Raw genomic sequence first — 15405 nt, forward strand, 5'->3', positions numbered from 1 at the left:
CGTCCTGGCATTGAGGCTCCTTCGCGCTGTGAGCAGCCTAGCGGCTGGTCTGGGCGAAGTGGCTTGGCCGTTGGTCCGCTCGAGGGGGTTCATTCCAGAATGTTCTGCCACCAGTCTTTGAACTTTGTCATCGGATCTCCTGTTTACTCTTTCATTCTCGTGAGGTTGAAGATACTGATGTCAGGCGCTGTGAGCAACGGCAAGTGCGTCTCAGATGACTCAGCTCCCAACGTTCACCAGGCTCCGCTGGGAATGACCGTCAGCACTTCGCGCTGGCGCTCGGGCTACTGCGGAGGTTGGCGTTCGTGCTTTGTGCTGGGTCGTGTTCGGTGCCGCTGGTGGCTGCACATGAAGGCGAAAGCCCTATTGTAAAACCCATGCCTTGGTTCAATTTTCAAAGACGGGACGGCGATGATGCGCTGCTTCGTTCCGAGGAGGGCCAGCTGTACCGCATGCCGGTGGTCACCTCATTGACCTCCATTTCCTGGAGTGCCGACCCCATCCCAATGGCGCATTTTGAGGAACGGAGCGCTTGGAGCGTCGCATCCTTTCGAGGGGTTGAGAACAGTCTGCAAGGACAGCCGACGCATTCCACCGGTGCCACAGCAGACATTGCCCGTGATGTTCATTTTAGGCGACTGGAAGCGCAGCCGCGGGTTGAGTACACCGGCGATCTGGAGCAGCTCAACGGGAACATGGCATGACCTGTCATCGCCGCTCTTGACTACGGTTCAGGTTCGCATTATTGATCTCGACCAAAGTTAGCAACGCTTTTCGGCTTTCACGCGTGGGTATAGAAGTAAAATCTTGCTCTGGGACAGCCCCTTTCTCGTCACGCCGTTGCAGACTTATGCAGAGATCAATATCGCCCGGCAGCGCCGGTCGTACCCAGGAACCCAGGTGCCGTTTTTGCGGGAGGAGCCATTCACTCAGCACGTCCCTGTTGAAGGAGAATGTCGGTGAACTTGCTGACGAACACACGCGCGACCGTGCCGTGGAGATCCAGGTCCGGATCATAGATGGTGAGCTGAACACCGAGCGACCGCGGGTCTGACATGATCACGTCGAACAACAGGGCCAGCTCCTCGTAGGTGAGGCCGTCGGGCTGCGGCGAGTCCACTGCGGGCATCAGGTCGTGGTGCAAGGCGTCGAGGTCAAGATGAATCCACACGCCTTCAACCTCGGGACCGAGCGAGGCAAGCCCGGTACGCACCGCGTGCGACACACCCTCTGCTCTCATGTCTTGCAAGCTGCGGAAGTGGAAGCCCGCATCGCGGGCATGTGGGATCGGGGCGGCGCGCCTGGGTACCTCGTCGCGATTGGCGAGTGCAATGACGTGATGCGCAGCCACGTAGGGCCGTAAACCGTCGATGTTGGTGAGCACGCCCGGTCCCCAACCCGTGACGAGCGCCAGGTCCATCCCAGCGGCGCCGCCGGTGGAGGACTGCTCCGGAAGATAGAAGTCTGTGTGACCATCAATGAACAGCAGACCGTACGTGCCTTTACGACGCAGGGCAAGCATGGACCCAACAAGGATGCTGCAATCACCACCGACCACGACCGGGAAGTACCCCTCCGAGAGCACCTCATCAATCCCCTGAGCGAGGGTCTCGGCATACGAACGGATCGCCACGGCGTTCCGGATTCCTTCCAATGTCAGGCTTGACGAGGCGCTGTAGGCGGGTGCTTCGATCCGTTGAGTGAGGACGGGCTGAAGCTGGTGGGAGAGGCCGGCATGGGCGAGCGCCTCAGGCATGCGCCTCACGCCAGGCTCCCGGGACGGCTCAGGGGGTTGCAAGCCCAAGTTCGAAGGGGCCTCGATCAGGGCGAAGCGTTTCCCTTGACAGGTTGGTGGAATTTCAGTACTCATGATCGCTCCAAAAGAGACATTGACCCAGCTTCCTTCGTGATGTTGATCTGCTCACCGAGTGCTTTGACCCTGGCGATGGTCAAGCAAGAACTGGGAGGGGTCAAGTTCGAGCAGGCGAGCAGTTTGAGTCAGGGACTTGAAGATGGCTAAGGCTTGCCTGCCCGCGGTGGTCTTGCTGCATAGCTTACGGGATCGGATTCGTGCCACCCAGTGCTGAGGCGCGACGAGGTGTTTGACCTCGCTGCTGTAGCTCTCATGGCCCGCGCAATTGCTGGCGCAAACGATCAGTGCAGCTGACGAGCGGCTTGTACTGAGTCAGCAGGAAGTGCGCATAGCTTTTGACTCCGAGAGAGCCCAGCAATCTAATGCCATACGGTGAGTGAGGTCTTTCAGCTTATATTCGACTGACTCTAGACGTGGATTTCACGGACGAGTAGACCGTTCACCACAGTGGACCTGGGAATACTCGTCAGCACCTTCGCGCTGGCGCTGGCGCTACTGCGGAGGCTGGTGTTGGGAGTGGTGGGAGCTTGGAGGGCGGAGACTGGAGCGAGCAGGGCACAGAGACCAAGCTGAGGCAGCCAGTTCCACACACGCTTTATCGTGGGAAACACCGTGCAGGAGCCGCCTGCTCTGGCCAGACAGTAAGTCGCCCCGTCGCACCCTATATGGTGTTCAGAAATCTGAGACCGTGGCACAAGCAGCCGATTCAATGCCGCCTCCATTCAGGCTCGGCCCACACTGAGTTTCAGCATTCAGGCTGGAGAACTGAAACGCTGGGCGAGCAAGATGAGTGCATGCAAGTCGCTGAGCTGATCGTTACCAACCCCGAGGCGGGCCAGGCCCTTGAGGCAGTCGGCTTCCTGGGCAAGTTCCTCCACCCGATCTCGCCCAGCGAAGTCGCGCGCGCGCTTGGCATGCCCGCCAATCTGGCGCATCACCACGCGCGGAAGTATTGCCGCCTGGGGCTGCTCTTCGAAGTCGGTCGGCTGAAGGGCCGGGTGCACTATCAGTTGACTGCCCGCACTTTCAAGGTGCCGGAGGACCTCATCACCCCTGGCGCATACGCGCAGATGGTGCACCGCAGCGCCGAGGCGTACCTGGCGGCCTATGAGCGCTCGGCGGCCCTCAGTGAGCGCCCCGACCCGTTCTGGACCATCTGCTCCTTTGGAGACACGGCCACACCGACACCGTCCGACCCCACGCGCCGCGCGACCAGCGAAGCCCGGCCCGCCTACCTTCTGCGCCGCACCCTGGCCCTCTCCCCGGAGCGCTACCGACAACTGCAGGCCCAACTCGACGCCCTGATCCAGGCCGAGCCGGATGACCGGGCGACCCTGGGGACCCTCCCCTGTACCTTCACGCTCCTGGTCTTCGAAGGTGCTCTAGACCTTGGGTCCAACAACAGCACGACCATCAGTTCGTTTATGGATCTCCAGGACCCGGCGTGAGTGCCGGGGTACCGCTGCAAGCCGGTTGGCGGGCCCTCGGGGTGCTGCCCGAGGCGTTGCGGCTGATTCGCACTGCGGCCGGACGCGACTTTGCCCTGAGTGCAGTCGCCCTGATCCTGACTGGGCTGGTACCTGCCGCCCTGGGGTACACGGCCAAACGCCTCGTCGACGACCTGATTGGTGGACAGGGGTTTCACGCCGGTGTGATCGTGCTCCTCGTGGTTCAGTTCGCGTTGGCCCTGCTGGCCCTCCTGGGGCAGGCGGGATCGGATTACTGGCGGGCAGCGACACGGGAGCGCCTGCAGCGGTATCTGAGACTGCGGGTCGCGGCGCACGCTGCCCGCTTGGACCTGGCGTACTTCGAATTGCCGGGCAATTACGACACGTTCGCCAAGGCCCACGACGAGCTGGGGTACCGGCCCTTTCTGATGATGTACGCCCTTATTTTCGCCGCGCAGCAGGCCGCCACGGTGCTCGGCTTTTTCGTGGCTGTGCTCGCCTTCCAGCCGCTGCTGGCCCTGGCGCTGGGTGTGGCCGCACTCCCCACCCTCTTTGCAGCAGGCAAGAGCGGCAGCGAAACCCACAGCTCCAACGACCTGACGACCCCGGAGGGCCGCCGCGCTGCCTACCTGGAAGAACTCCTGATCCGGGACCAAGCCGCCAAGGAGGTGAGGCTGTATGGCCTGGCACCCGGCTTCGTGGCCCAGCTGGCCGATCACACGACGCGGATGGTGGCCGAAAAGTTACGCGTTGAGCGGCGCAAGAACGGGCGCTTTGCCCTGGCGGGCGTGAGCGGTCTCCTGACCGAGGCGCTCGCCCTGGGCTTCGTGGTCTGGCGGGTGGCCAATCATGCCGCCAGCCTGGGCGATTTGATTCTGATGGTCGCGGCGCTCGCTGGGGTGCGCTCGGGCCTGACCCGGATGCTCGCCCAGCTCGGCGAGGTGTACGAGAACAGCTTATTCTTCCAGAACTTGACCCGATTTCTGGATGAGCGGCCCGGTTTAGTCGCGCCAACCAGCCCGCAGCCAATGTGCGTGAGAACAGCCCCGACCCTGCGTCTGGAGGACGTGACGTTCAGCTATCCAGGAGCGGCTCGCCCGGTCTTCGCCCATCTGACCCTCGAGCTGCGTGGGGGGCAGACCACCGCGCTTGTGGGGATCAACGGCGCGGGCAAGACGACGCTCGTCAAGCTCTTGACTCGGCTGTACGATCCGCAGGAGGGCCGGGTCACACTGGACGGCACCGACCTACGTGACTTCGACCCCAGCGAATACCGTGCCCAAATCGGGGCGGTGCTGCAGGATTTCACCCGCTACCAGCTGAGTGCGCGCGAGAACATCACCCTGGGCTTGATCGGGGCCAACCACCGGGAGGAACGGCTGCATCAGGCCGCTCAGCAGGCGGGAGCATCAGCACTGATCGAAGGCTTGCCGGACGGCTGGGACACCCTGCTGGGGCGGCAGTTTCATGTGCGCGGCCAGGATCTCTCAGGGGGGCAGTGGCAGCGTATTGCACTGGCGCGGGCACTGTACCGAGACGCGCCCGTGCTGTTACTCGACGAGCCCACAGCGGCCCTGGACGCGGAGACCGAGGCGGAGCTGTTTGCCAAGTACCGTGACTTGACCCGTGGAAAGACGACCCTGTTGATCACCCACCGCTTCAATACGGTGCGTCTGGCAGATCGGATCATCGTCTTGGAAGGCGGTCAGGTGATCGAGGATGGGACCCATGCGGAGCTCCTGCGCCTCGGCGGGCGGTATGCCGAGATGTACGCGGTACAAGCAGAGACTTACCAGATGGCCCCGGATATCGAGCTGCTAGAACAGGCAACAGTTGGGGGACAGTAGAGGGGTCACCGATGCTGCCGCTGACGAGCGGCTCGTGCTGAGTCAGCAGGAAATGCTCATGCCTCACCTCGATCACCGGCTTGCAATCGCTTGAGCAGCATAGGAAACCTCAGGGGGCGTGTGTATGGTGGTGGGCTGCATAAGGTTGAGCCGAGTGAGTTGCTGAAGACGTCGGCTGGTTCGGTGATCGAAGCGGCTCGCGCAGCCGCTGCGGCAAACGCTCAGCGCGGCCGACGAGCGGCTTGTGCTGAGTCAGCTGCGACAGCGGCATCTTTGGTCCTTAGCCTCTGCGTACCGGCTCTGTACTGTTCTCCTTCCGTACGGGAGCCGACCTTAAGGCGTGGAGGACGCTCGCACAGATGGTGTTGACAACTGTATGCGTTCATCGGGGCGAACATCGAAGGAACTGTAGAGCCGGGCCAGCCAGTCCTGACCGCTTGACGCTACCCGCAGCGGGTGCTTGAGTCGGGCCATGAAACAACTCGCCAGCTTGGTGCTGACCGTGGTCTGCGGCTTCGCGCTCGCCGGTGGTAGTGGTCCCGTTAGTGGCATTCGGGCCGTCACCTTCCAGGCGGCGGACGGGTTCACGGTGTACGCCGACTACACCCCCGCGGCTCCAGGTGCCCCGGTCCTGCTTCTGTTTCATCAGACCGAGAACAACAAGTCCGAGTACGCCGACATCGCTCCGCAGTTTCACCGTCTGGGCTTTGCTACGCTGGCCGTTGATGCCCGCAGTGGTCACGCCACCCACGCGGGCGATAACCGCAACCTTACGGCCGAGGCGTATGAGCAGAAGACGGGCAACACCGCCGGTGACGAGCAAGCCCTTCCCGATCTGGAAGCGGCACTCGCCTGGGCCAAGCGTGCCGACGGATCGCGCCGCGTGATGGTGGTTGGGAGCAGCTACAGTGCCAATCTGGTGCTGCTGCTTGCCGCGCGCCACCCACGGGACGTGCAGGGTGTCTTGTCGTTCTCCCCCCAGGCCAACGAGGCCACCCTCAAGCTGGCACCCACTGTGAGGACGCCCGTCTTCATCACCTCGGCGGCCAGCGTCGACGAGATCGAGGACGCCAGGGCCATCGAGCGGGTGCTGGGCAGCGCGAAAAAGCTTCAGTACGTCCCGACCACCGGGCCACACGGCGCGTTGGCGCTCTCCCCGCGGTTCAATCCCAGCGGCAACACCGGATACTGGAAAGCCGTAACAGCCTTCCTGAACGGGCTGAAATAAAAGAAAAGGGCAGTCCTGGACGGCAGTGGGCCTGCCCCGTTTCTGCGTCGTTGAGGTTAAGCGGCTGTCGCTCGAGGTTCGAAGTCAGCAGGTGTCAAGTCGCCTAGAAGTCATCCAGAACATCAGGACAGGGTGACATCAATGCTGTAACAGAGGGGTTCATCGGCAAATCGTTTAACCCAAAGCCTACCGGGAGTTCAACAGCCGCCTAGCGCGGCTTGAGGGAAAGTCATCGGAGAATTTCTGGATGATTTCTCATGGTTCAAAAGTTGTAATTCTTCAACACGATCTTGGCAAGGCAAATGCTCAGGAACCACCTGCGACTCCACTTCCCTATACGGGCACATATGCTAGGAAGGACACCATGCTGAACTACCTCAAGCAAAAACCCTTTTGGTGGAAGGTGTGGTTCGTTGTGTTGATTATCGTGACGGGAATCCTTGGGCACATTTCGAATGCTGTGTTTCCACGTGGCGACCCGGCCAATGCGGGGGGCCGGTACATTCTGCTCGCGCTCATGACGCTGAGCATCAGCGTCATGGCCAATATGATCTTTGACTGGCGCAGAAAGTGGGGAATGAAAAAATGGTGTCTATTCACGCTGTACGCTTTTATCTCGATGGCGATGACTGAAATGACGAGGATGTAATGTTCTGATGCCTTCTCCTTCTCTTATTAGACCTCCTGCGAAAGTGTTTAGCTATGCTGAGTGAGTGAGTCACGAGCGCCTAAAATGCACCCTGAAGATGAACCGCACGCGCTTCAAACGACGCACCGGGATCTACCCTGAAACGTTCGCTTTGATGGAAGCTGTCCTGATCGAACGGGAAGATGGCAAGAAGAAGACAGGACGACGCGCAGCGCTTACGACTGCTGAACAACTTCTCCTGACACTAGAGTTCGGGCGGGAATACCGGACGTTCGCGCATCTGGGCGACGATTGGGGCGTTCATGAAACCACCGTGCAGCGCACGGTGGAAGGCGTAGAAGCGGCCTTGATCGCCAGTAGGCAGTTCCGACTGCCCGGTAAAAAATCTTGAAGCAAGCAGAGAACGTCTTCCAGATCATCGTGGTCGATGCAGCCGAAACGCCGTGTGAGCGACCCAAAAAAAGCGGGCAGGCTCCATACGGGTGCCGTTCTGCCCAAGACAGCAGCGCGCTTGGTACAGCGGCAAGAAAAAGCGCCACACGCTGAAAATACAGGTGGTCATCAACGTGGCGACACCCATGATCATGTGTGTCGCCACCACCGTCGGGTCTCGGCATGACCTGACCCTGTTTCGCGACGCGGGGGTGCGGATCCATCGGGAAACTGCGCTGATCGGGGATGCCGGCTATCAGGGGATCTGGCGTGATCACGGCCACTCAATTACGCCGCACAAGGAGACCAAGGGCAGCCCGCTGACGTCTGAACGGCGTCAGGAGAACCGGGTGCTCGCCTCGACCCGCCTACGGGTCGAGCATGTCATTCGGCGAAGATTTTTCGCGTGCTCAAGGACGTATACCGTTATCGCAGACGACGCTTTTCCTTACGCGTAAATCTCATCGCTGCCCTGTCCAACCATGCCATGGCTCATCAAGCGTGACTTTCGCAGGAGGTCTATTGATCGACATCTCAACGACTTTCGTCTGGAGACGATGTGTCGGGTGCTGGAGGTCGCGAAAAGTGGCTTCCACACCTGGCGAAGAAGGCCACCTTCTCTGCGCAGTATCCAGGATGTTCTACTGACCACACGGATCAAGGAGGTCCACACGGATCAAGGAGGTCTACCAGGAGCACTACGGCCGTTACGGTGCCCTTGAGTTCGTGCTGTCGGCCTGCACTTGTGACTTCAAGTCCTGGATCTCGGCCATCAATCGGTCACGCTCAGCCCTCACGTGCTGCAATTCCCCAGTCAGAATGTGGCAGTGGGGGCAGGCTGAGGGTTCGATCGCGCTTACTCTAGCCCACTGCTTCAGGCAAGACCCCCCGGTGAGCAGTCACTATCCCCAAAGCACAGTGAAGGCGAGCTGCTTCAGGGGTGCCTGTAGGCCGAAACCCCCGTTCGGGCGCTCAGTTACAGCGGCTACAGCAGCAGTGGTGCAAGCGGCTCCAGCAACTGCCGGAGCCGCTTCGTCAATGAAGTGTCCTCTCACGCCAGCTCGAACGCTTCCCAGGCAGTCGTCCCCGGGAAGCCACTTCCTTCCGGTGCATAAATTTGACTTTGCCCGCATCCAGCCCAGTTGACCTCCGCTCCCAAGACTGGCGCGGCCAGCAGCAGCCCCCAGAGCTGGGTGGTTTCCTACTCCGCCCGGCCTCACGCCACGGTTCAGGTCTGGACGCTCAGATCCAGCTTCAGGTCCAAGCGGTTCATGCCAGGCCCAATGGCATCCGGCGTTTCACGCATCACCTGAAAGCCGAAGCGTTGAAAGAAGGGCGCGCTGTGTTGGGTGGTGTCCAACCAGACTTCGTGCGCTGTGGACTGAGTCCGCAACCAGTCGAGCCGTGCGCTCAACAAGCAGCTTCCCAAGCCGTGCCGGTGTTTGTTGCGGCGCACCATGCCCCAGGCCAGGCCAGCGTGGCCATCTGGCTGGACATATGCGCCGCCGCAAGCGATGGTTTCGCTCGCTTCCTCCAGCACCAGGTAACAGGCGATGCCCCACTTGTCGGTCTCGAAGTCATCCAGATCAGCCGCAAACTGCTCACGTTCGTTAGGCAGGAAAAAGGTTGGTACGTTCGAGTCAAATACAGCCAGACAAGCCGATCGATCGCGAGTCACATACGGTCGGATGGTCACGCTGTTCATCAGACTTGACCCAGAACGAAGATTGGGAGGTTAGCGTTCGTCATAGCTCGCTTCAGTTTACGTAACACTTCACGGCAAGGTTCGCTCGCCAACTGGCGGGAGTGGTGGCTAAACAAGGTTAGGAGAGTCGTTGAGTTAAACTTCGCCGCTCTGTCTGAGGGAGCAGCGTGAGCGCCACTGCGATCGTCGAGATCTAGAATATCCGCCTCTCCCTGCCGGATCACATTGACCCTGATGACGAGGACGCGGTCAGGGCATACGTCCGGTCGAACCTGAGCCGTGTCCGAGAAGCCGCTCAGGACTGCGATCCGGCAGACGTGCGGGTGTCGGGTGTGGCTGAGGTGCAGTCGTGACCCGGTAGCAGAAGGCCCCCGCAGGCATGACGGAAAGCGGAGGCAGGGGCAGAGGCGACTCTACCCCCAAGAAGCGGGTCAACAGCCGGGCGAAAGGCAAGCGCGGTGAGCTTGACCTGGCACATACCCTCAAGGCAGCTGGCTTTCCGGCCACCAGGGGCCAGCAGCGCAAGGGCGGCGAGGGCCGCCCGCGCAAGCCCGTGAAGAGATTGTAAAGCAGGCAGGCACACAGTTTGATCCGCAGATGGTCGACGTGTTCCTGGCCCTAGCGACAACTTCGCCGGAAGAAGGGCGTTCGAGCGGTTGAAGCGTGTCACCACGCCTTATCTTGATCAAACAGGTGTCGGGAACAAGAAGCGAAACTGTGCTGTCTGGCAGCTCAGGCTGTGAGCAGGAATCCGTCAGACATGAGACCCACCAAAACTTATCCGCAGATCGGACGTCATCTGTGGATAAAGTGGGTCTGCTGAAGCGACGAGTTAAATCCCGTTTCAGGGAACTGAAAAAGCTTTCCAGCACGCTGTTGTCCCAGCGATTCCCCTTGCGGCTCATGCTGCCATAGGCGCCAATGCGCCTCAGCTCGATCTGAAACACCTTGCCAACCCATTGACTTCAAGCCGCACAAAGCGCAGCTCGCTGTTGGCCTCCGTGACCTGGCCGTTATTCCCGGTGAGGTGTACGCCTTTACGCATCAGACCGCTTTCGAAAGCCTCGCTTTGTTATCGAATTTAAGGGAAAGGCAACCCATCACTGGCACTTGACATCCCTGGCGTCCACCTTCAGAGGCTGCTGTGGTGTTAACGTTAGAGAGACCCGTGACCCTGCCCAGTGACCCGTTCTTTCCAGCGCGCAGCCAGAACGTCACCGACGGTCTGTCTCCCGTGATTGGGCGGCTCATGTTTGCGCTGATGTACATTGGTCAGGCCGTGCTAATTGCCTCCCTGCTGTTGACTCAGCCGGGAATCTTACCGAAAGGCTCGATGATCCTTGGGATCGCCAGTTATCTGGGGTTCGGCGCTTGCTTAGCTGGGCAAAGCTGGCCCGGCGTTTCCAAGCTGCCCAGGGTTTACCTGACAGTGGGGATGTCAGTGTGTTCGCTGCTGTTTAATCTGATGTTCAGCCGCTTAGATGGCTTTACCGCGCTGTCCTTGCAGGTCGTCAGCGCCATTGTGATCGTGACTGTCGTTTCCAGCCGGGCCGCCGTGGTCTGGATCGTGCTTCAGTCCTTGCTGCTCGCGTGGGCGAACGCCTGGGGGGTGTCGCTGGTGTACAAAGCGCTGCTCTACCCATCTTACACCGTCATGCAACTCTTCTCGGCCTACCTGATGAAAATACTATTGTTGGAGCGCCGTCAGCGCTTGGAGGTGATCCGGCTGAACAGCGAGTTGCAAGCAGCCCGTGACGCTGTGGCTGTCGCCTCGCAGGAAGCCGAGCGTCACCGGATTGCCCGCGACCTGCACGACACGCTGGGCCATAGTCTGACCGCGCTAAGTCTCGAACTGGAATATGCCCAGCAGGTCGCGGGCGAACTTATCACCGAATCCCTGAACCGCGCGCAGGACATCAACCGGCAATTGCTAAGCGAGGTCCGGCAGACTGTTAACTCCATTCGCGAGCCGCGGAAACTTGAACTGTGCGAACAGCTGGAACGCCTGGGTGATCCCTTCCCAGCCTTGGACTTGCGAGTACGCTGCGACTTGGAACTGTCTTTGAGTCCTGAGACGGTTGAGACGCTGCTCAAGTGTGCCCGCGAAGCTGTAACTAATGCTGTCAAGCACGCTTCGGCCCCACAGATCAGTTTGCGCCTGAGCCAGGAGGTGCAGGGGGCGCGGCTGGAGATCGAAAATGCCCTGGGTGAGCCGGCCGGAGACAGCTGGCACGAGGGCCACGGCTTGCAGGGCATGCGCGAACGGCTTGAAGCTATCGGCGGGCAGTTGCATATCCGCCGCGACGCCGCCTCATTTCAGGTCGAGGCGCGGGTTCCCCTGCATGAACAGTCTCAGGAACAGATGGTGGTTAGGAAAAGGTCTTGAAACTGCTACTGGCCGATGACCAAACACCAGTGCGTCAGGGGCTGCTGCGACTGCTGTCGCTGGCCTCCGATATCAAGGTGGTGGCGGAGGCTGTCGATGGCTGGGAGGCGCTGGACCTGGCTCGCCGCCTGGACCCCAATCTGCTGCTGCTGGACGTGAGAATGCCGGGCTTAGACGGACTGGGCGTACTACGTACCCTGCGCGCCGAAGGCATGAAAACACCTGTGGTCCTGCTCAGCACCTTCAGTGATGAAAGTGCTGCCCTCAGCGGTCTGCGGCTGGGCGCGCACAGCTACCTACTCAAGGACGTGCATTTCGACGACTTACTGTCCACCCTACGGGCCGCTGTGAAGGGCGAGAGCTCGGTTCACAGCAGGGTGCCTCGGCATCTGGCCGCTGCAGCAGGTGATCCGGCCTACTTTGATCTGACCTCACGCGAACATGAGATTTTGCGCCTGATGGCCGGGGGGTACTCCAACAAGCAGATCGCACTGGTGGTCGATCTTCAGGAGGGAACGGTCAAGAACCACGTATCGAGCATTCTGCTCAAGCTTGGCGTTCATGACCGTACCCGCGCAGTCCTCAAAGCCCTAGAGCTGGGCCTGCTCTAAAACGCAGATGAAGTCGGAATGAATCTCCAGAGAGGACCAACGGTCAGCCACTTCTCCCCCCTCATGAGGCGCTCAGCGCACGATCCGATTGAGCAAAGCTGCTGCACCCACGCTCAAAACCAGAAGCATCCAGACCACGGCAGGTATCAGAAGAGCAAGTACACCTAGCAATTGCTCTAATGGCATCGATGGTTGGTGGAAGATCATCAGCGTTGTCCCCCACGCCAAGCCAGCGCCGCAGAGAAATAGTGTCGTGACCACTCCGCCTTCCAAATCGCGGCGTGTCGACAAAATGATACTCACCAAGAACGTCAAGGGCAGCGAGAGCACCGGAAGCAGGCTCAATGCCAAGCCGTTGCCCAGCGCTCCAGCGCTGAAACACAGCACACGAACCCATGATCTATGAGGTGAGGACGGTGGATCAAACGGAGTGGAATACATGGCAGGTCCTTTGTGCAGGAGAACAGATCAGGCCTTACTTGGCGGTCGAATTATTCTCTCTCGAGGTTGGGTGCTGACACGGCATCAAGGGGGATTCGAGGATCTGTATACGCTCCTCTCCTGTGTAGGGGTCCAATATACGCAGCCGCCCAGTTAACCAAGGCGCCTGGAGACCAGTGAGATACCGCAAAGCGTCTCCAGCAATATGTGATGCTAGCCAATACGCTGCTGGTCCGAATACGGCGTTGGCCCGGTGGCCCAGAATTTCATGCTGTTGCTGCGGAAGTAAACATTCCAGGCAGGGACCATCAGGCATGATCAAAGGCCCCGCAACAGTCCAGTTCTCCACAAAACCCCCACCAATATGAGGAATTTTAAGCTGCCGGCAGGCCTGGTCGATTAGCCAGGCCACAGATGCTGGGTGATCAATAGCCTTCACGACCAGGTCCGCGCCCTGTATGACACTCAGCAACTGTTCATAAGTTTGGAGATTTAACTCGTATGCCTGGATTTGAAGACCTGGGGTCAGTTGGAGGAGTCGTTCACATGCTGCCTGCACCTTTGAACGTCCAATGTCGTTCCACTGATAAAGGAACTGACGGTTAAAGTTCGACGGTTCGACGATATCGAAGTCACAGACAATCAGTCGTCCAACGCCCGCGCCAGCAAGTAGCTGACAGGTATGCGCTCCCAATGTTCCCAGACCCAGAACACAGACCGTTTTACCTGCAAGAGTTGACTGACGCTGCTCCGGATCGCCGGGCCACAAAGAGAAGAACCCAATCTGTCGCGAGAAGCGGCCCTGAGTATCAAGCCGTTTGGGAAGGACGAATTGATGGTGTTCCAGATGAGCACGCAATTTTACATCAAGGTCAGAAAGCGTAGTCGTCACAGGCTCCGCTGAGCTGTAGTCGAGAACCTTACGTAGTGTTGAGGTAAGTGCTGTTGACCGACCCAGGTAAGGAGCACCAAGAAAGATCTTTTCTTCCAGAACCATCCGTAGTCTGTAAGGGTTCAGATACAGCGGTCCCGGTAGAGAGACAGGAGCGTTGACGTTCACTGGAGGACGGACAAGCCACCAGATGATATAGGCGAGCGTGCCTGTGGCAAACAGCAGACCGGACACGAAGCGAAATGGCGCGGGAATGTACTGCGCACCCCACCATACGATCAAGCCGTAGAGACCTAGGGTAAAACACAGGCTGAGTGCAGCGTAGAGGCTGCCGAGCACTCCTGCAGCTCCAGACCAGATGGCGCGGTAACGCTGGGGCCAAAGTTGGTGACGCAACTCGTCGAACGCCCTGGAACGCAGGTTGTGCTCTCCAGTCAGGTGCGTGAGCACCCAATAGGCGTCTGTCCGCACGAACGGCAACATGCTGAACCCCATGCTCAGCAGGTTAAGCAAGGTAAACAGCTCCCATATAGTGCTGCCCGTGATCCTCCAGAATATAAACCCGAGCATTAAAGGCAATGTCTGAAACCAGATACCTGCCAGGGCAATGATAATTCGAACGCGCTTTGAGGCTAGGCGCGAAGCACTGACGTCAGCGTAGGCAGCTGGCTGAAAATACAGCAGGCCAATGCCAATCTCTTTTACAGGAACACCGTGCTGATAGGCCAGCAAGACATGACCAGCCTCGTGGATTGCCAAAGCAACGAGCATCATCAGCCAAACGATAAAAGCCTCACTGACCTGTATACCATCGGATACTGTAGCCCAGTGCGCCGCCGCAGGAAGAAAGAAGCTCAGTCCACTTCCAATGAAAGACAGGCTCCACAGTGTGAGCCACAGCGGCAGGACACGTCCCTGCCAGCGCTGTGCCCAACTGGCCTCAGGACGCCATAAAGGCCATCGGACAAAGCCGTCCAACCACTGTCGCCAGCCTCCAAGCTGCTGCGTTTCCTCGTGCAGTAAGCTCCAGAGCCGAACTCTGATTTTCTCGGCGTCTTTGGGCGACAGGGACTTTTCCAACTGCGCTTGTGTTCCCTGCGCGTTCAGAGCATAGGACGAGTTCTGGAGATCACTTAAGGCACGGTAAAGGGCACCAGAAACCCGGAGATACCGTTGACCGACACGCAAGGTGCAGCTTCCCCCGATCTCAGGTTCGGATAGAGAAAGGAGGGACCCCCAATCAATCTTCTGGAAAGATGGAGGAGCCTCCTGATTTAGAGAATGATGCTTTACCATTCTGAGGTTAAAGCATTGATGGATTCAGCAGCAGAGCGCAACGACGCCAACGAAAATGACGCCACCGATGATCACGGCTTGAGCAACTTCGCCCGCAGTACCAGGAGCCACCACATCCTCGAGCTCGATCATTTCGAGTTCGGTTTCCGGCAAATCTTGAATCGCATTCATAGGCATCCTCCTTGTAAAGCACGACCAATACGCTTAGCCGTGCCATAACAAGATGGTACTAGATCAATCTTTCCAATTGCCGTGTTTCAGACCCATGACTACCAGCACTTGACAAAAGACAAAGTATATGCATTCAATAAAGTCAACTATGTTTTGCATGAATGTAGATGAGTAAATAGCTGTACTGGCGCAGGAATTCGGCGTTCCTCTCGAACATGCGCAAGTAGGCATTGAGATGAATGAATGGGAGGACGGTGATCAGTGCAGTGAAGGCAGCCGCTTCGAGGGTCATCTCTGACGTTCGGTGAAGCACCGTGCGCGCGAGAACTCAGTACCTGACAACTTTGGTTTGAGGCTGTCCTAGACGGGGAAACTGTCAATTCCCTCTTGTCCCTCGACAAGGACGGCGAAAAGCGGTGAGTTGAA

At 59.1% G+C, this 15405-nt stretch carries 15 protein-coding genes; 10 read left to right on the top strand and 5 right to left on the bottom strand.

Going from position 1 to position 15405, the window contains the following annotated elements; genetic code table 11:
* Positions 1–338 precede the first annotated feature (338 nt).
* Positions 339–704 carry a hypothetical protein gene (locus GUI70_RS21410; RefSeq protein ID WP_161884316.1) on the top strand — a complete coding sequence of 122 codons (366 nt, stop codon included), beginning with the start codon at positions 339–341 and terminating at the stop codon, positions 702–704.
* A 221-nt stretch (positions 705–925) separates the two neighbouring features.
* Here the strand turns inward: GUI70_RS21410 and GUI70_RS21415 are convergent, their stop codons facing one another.
* Complete coding sequence (locus GUI70_RS21415; protein ID WP_161884317.1) at positions 926–1870, bottom strand: arginase family protein; 945 nt, start codon at positions 1868–1870, stop codon at positions 926–928.
* Positions 1871–2667: 797 nt separating this feature from the next.
* Between GUI70_RS21415 and GUI70_RS21420 the strand changes: the two genes are divergently transcribed.
* The 6 genes from GUI70_RS21420 (at position 2668) to GUI70_RS24705 (ending at position 7935) form a co-directional block, all read left to right on the top strand.
* Positions 2668–3321 (top strand): helix-turn-helix domain-containing protein, encoded by a 654-nt coding sequence (locus tag GUI70_RS21420; protein ID WP_161884318.1) that lies wholly within the window; start codon positions 2668–2670, stop codon positions 3319–3321.
* The gene (locus GUI70_RS21425) at positions 3318–5168 is read left to right on the top strand and encodes an ABC transporter ATP-binding protein (protein ID WP_161884319.1); all 1851 of its coding nucleotides are present in this window, start codon (positions 3318–3320) and stop codon (positions 5166–5168) included. Before GUI70_RS21420 ends, GUI70_RS21425 begins: the two co-directional genes overlap by 4 nt.
* Before the next feature lie 472 nt (positions 5169–5640).
* The gene (locus GUI70_RS21430) at positions 5641–6396 is read left to right on the top strand and encodes an alpha/beta hydrolase (protein ID WP_161884320.1); all 756 of its coding nucleotides are present in this window, start codon (positions 5641–5643) and stop codon (positions 6394–6396) included.
* 247 nt (positions 6397–6643) lie between these two features.
* Entirely contained in the window at positions 6644–7045 is a 402-nt protein-coding gene (locus GUI70_RS21435; RefSeq protein ID WP_161884321.1) for a hypothetical protein, read from the top strand.
* Positions 7046–7142: 97 nt separating this feature from the next.
* Complete coding sequence (locus GUI70_RS24700; protein ID WP_237725098.1) at positions 7143–7436, top strand: helix-turn-helix domain-containing protein; 294 nt, start codon at positions 7143–7145, stop codon at positions 7434–7436.
* A gap of 91 nt (positions 7437–7527) precedes the next feature.
* Positions 7528–7935 carry a transposase family protein gene (locus tag GUI70_RS24705; protein ID WP_237725099.1) on the top strand — a complete coding sequence of 136 codons (408 nt, stop codon included), beginning with the start codon at positions 7528–7530 and terminating at the stop codon, positions 7933–7935.
* A gap of 770 nt (positions 7936–8705) precedes the next feature.
* Here GUI70_RS24705 and GUI70_RS21445 read toward each other — a convergent pair.
* Positions 8706–9182, bottom strand: coding sequence for a GNAT family N-acetyltransferase (locus GUI70_RS21445; protein WP_161884322.1), 477 nt, complete (start codon positions 9180–9182; stop codon positions 8706–8708).
* A gap of 379 nt (positions 9183–9561) precedes the next feature.
* Here GUI70_RS21445 and GUI70_RS21450 point away from each other — a divergent pair, with 379 nt between their 5' ends.
* The 3 genes from GUI70_RS21450 (at position 9562) to GUI70_RS21460 (ending at position 12179) form a co-directional block, all read left to right on the top strand.
* Positions 9562–9750, top strand: a complete 189-nt coding sequence (locus tag GUI70_RS21450) for a hypothetical protein (protein ID WP_161884323.1) — start codon at positions 9562–9564, stop codon at positions 9748–9750.
* 600 nt (positions 9751–10350) lie between these two features.
* A complete protein-coding gene (locus GUI70_RS21455; RefSeq protein WP_161884324.1) occupies positions 10351–11568 on the top strand; it encodes a sensor histidine kinase in 1218 nt (405 codons plus the stop codon).
* Complete coding sequence (locus tag GUI70_RS21460) at positions 11565–12179, top strand: response regulator (RefSeq protein ID WP_161884325.1); 615 nt, start codon at positions 11565–11567, stop codon at positions 12177–12179. The genes GUI70_RS21455 and GUI70_RS21460 overlap by 4 nt, the downstream gene beginning before the upstream one ends.
* A 72-nt stretch (positions 12180–12251) precedes the next feature.
* Here GUI70_RS21460 and GUI70_RS21465 read toward each other — a convergent pair whose 3' ends face one another.
* From GUI70_RS21465 to GUI70_RS21475, 3 genes are all read right to left on the bottom strand, one after another.
* On the bottom strand, positions 12252–12620 hold the full coding sequence (locus GUI70_RS21465) for a hypothetical protein (protein WP_161884326.1): 369 nt from the start codon (positions 12618–12620) through the stop codon (positions 12252–12254).
* Between the two features lie 34 nt (positions 12621–12654).
* Positions 12655–14700 (bottom strand): ThiF family adenylyltransferase, encoded by a 2046-nt coding sequence (locus GUI70_RS21470; RefSeq protein WP_161884327.1) that lies wholly within the window; start codon positions 14698–14700, stop codon positions 12655–12657.
* Between the two features lie 132 nt (positions 14701–14832).
* A complete protein-coding gene (locus GUI70_RS21475) occupies positions 14833–14979 on the bottom strand; it encodes a hypothetical protein (protein ID WP_161884328.1) in 147 nt (48 codons plus the stop codon).
* Positions 14980–15405: the final 426 nt, after the last annotated feature.

The organism is Deinococcus alpinitundrae, from assembly GCF_009982895.1.
Taxonomy (GTDB): Bacteria; Deinococcota; Deinococci; order Deinococcales; family Deinococcaceae; genus Deinococcus; species Deinococcus alpinitundrae.

Coding starts and splice junctions, on each gene's coding strand:
- GUI70_RS21415 (WP_161884317.1), bottom strand. CDS start 1,870: ATGAGTACTGAAATTCCACCAACCTGTCAAGGGAAACGCTTCGCCCTG.
- GUI70_RS21420 (WP_161884318.1), top strand. CDS start 2,668: ATGCAAGTCGCTGAGCTGATCGTTACCAACCCCGAGGCGGGCCAGGCC.
- GUI70_RS21430 (WP_161884320.1), top strand. CDS start 5,641: ATGAAACAACTCGCCAGCTTGGTGCTGACCGTGGTCTGCGGCTTCGCG.
- GUI70_RS21435 (WP_161884321.1), top strand. CDS start 6,644: ATGATTTCTCATGGTTCAAAAGTTGTAATTCTTCAACACGATCTTGGC.
- GUI70_RS24700 (WP_237725098.1), top strand. CDS start 7,143: ATGAACCGCACGCGCTTCAAACGACGCACCGGGATCTACCCTGAAACG.
- GUI70_RS21445 (WP_161884322.1), bottom strand. CDS start 9,182: ATGAACAGCGTGACCATCCGACCGTATGTGACTCGCGATCGATCGGCT.
- GUI70_RS21450 (WP_161884323.1), top strand. CDS start 9,562: ATGACGGAAAGCGGAGGCAGGGGCAGAGGCGACTCTACCCCCAAGAAG.
- GUI70_RS21465 (WP_161884326.1), bottom strand. CDS start 12,620: ATGTATTCCACTCCGTTTGATCCACCGTCCTCACCTCATAGATCATGG.
- GUI70_RS21475 (WP_161884328.1), bottom strand. CDS start 14,979: ATGAATGCGATTCAAGATTTGCCGGAAACCGAACTCGAAATGATCGAG.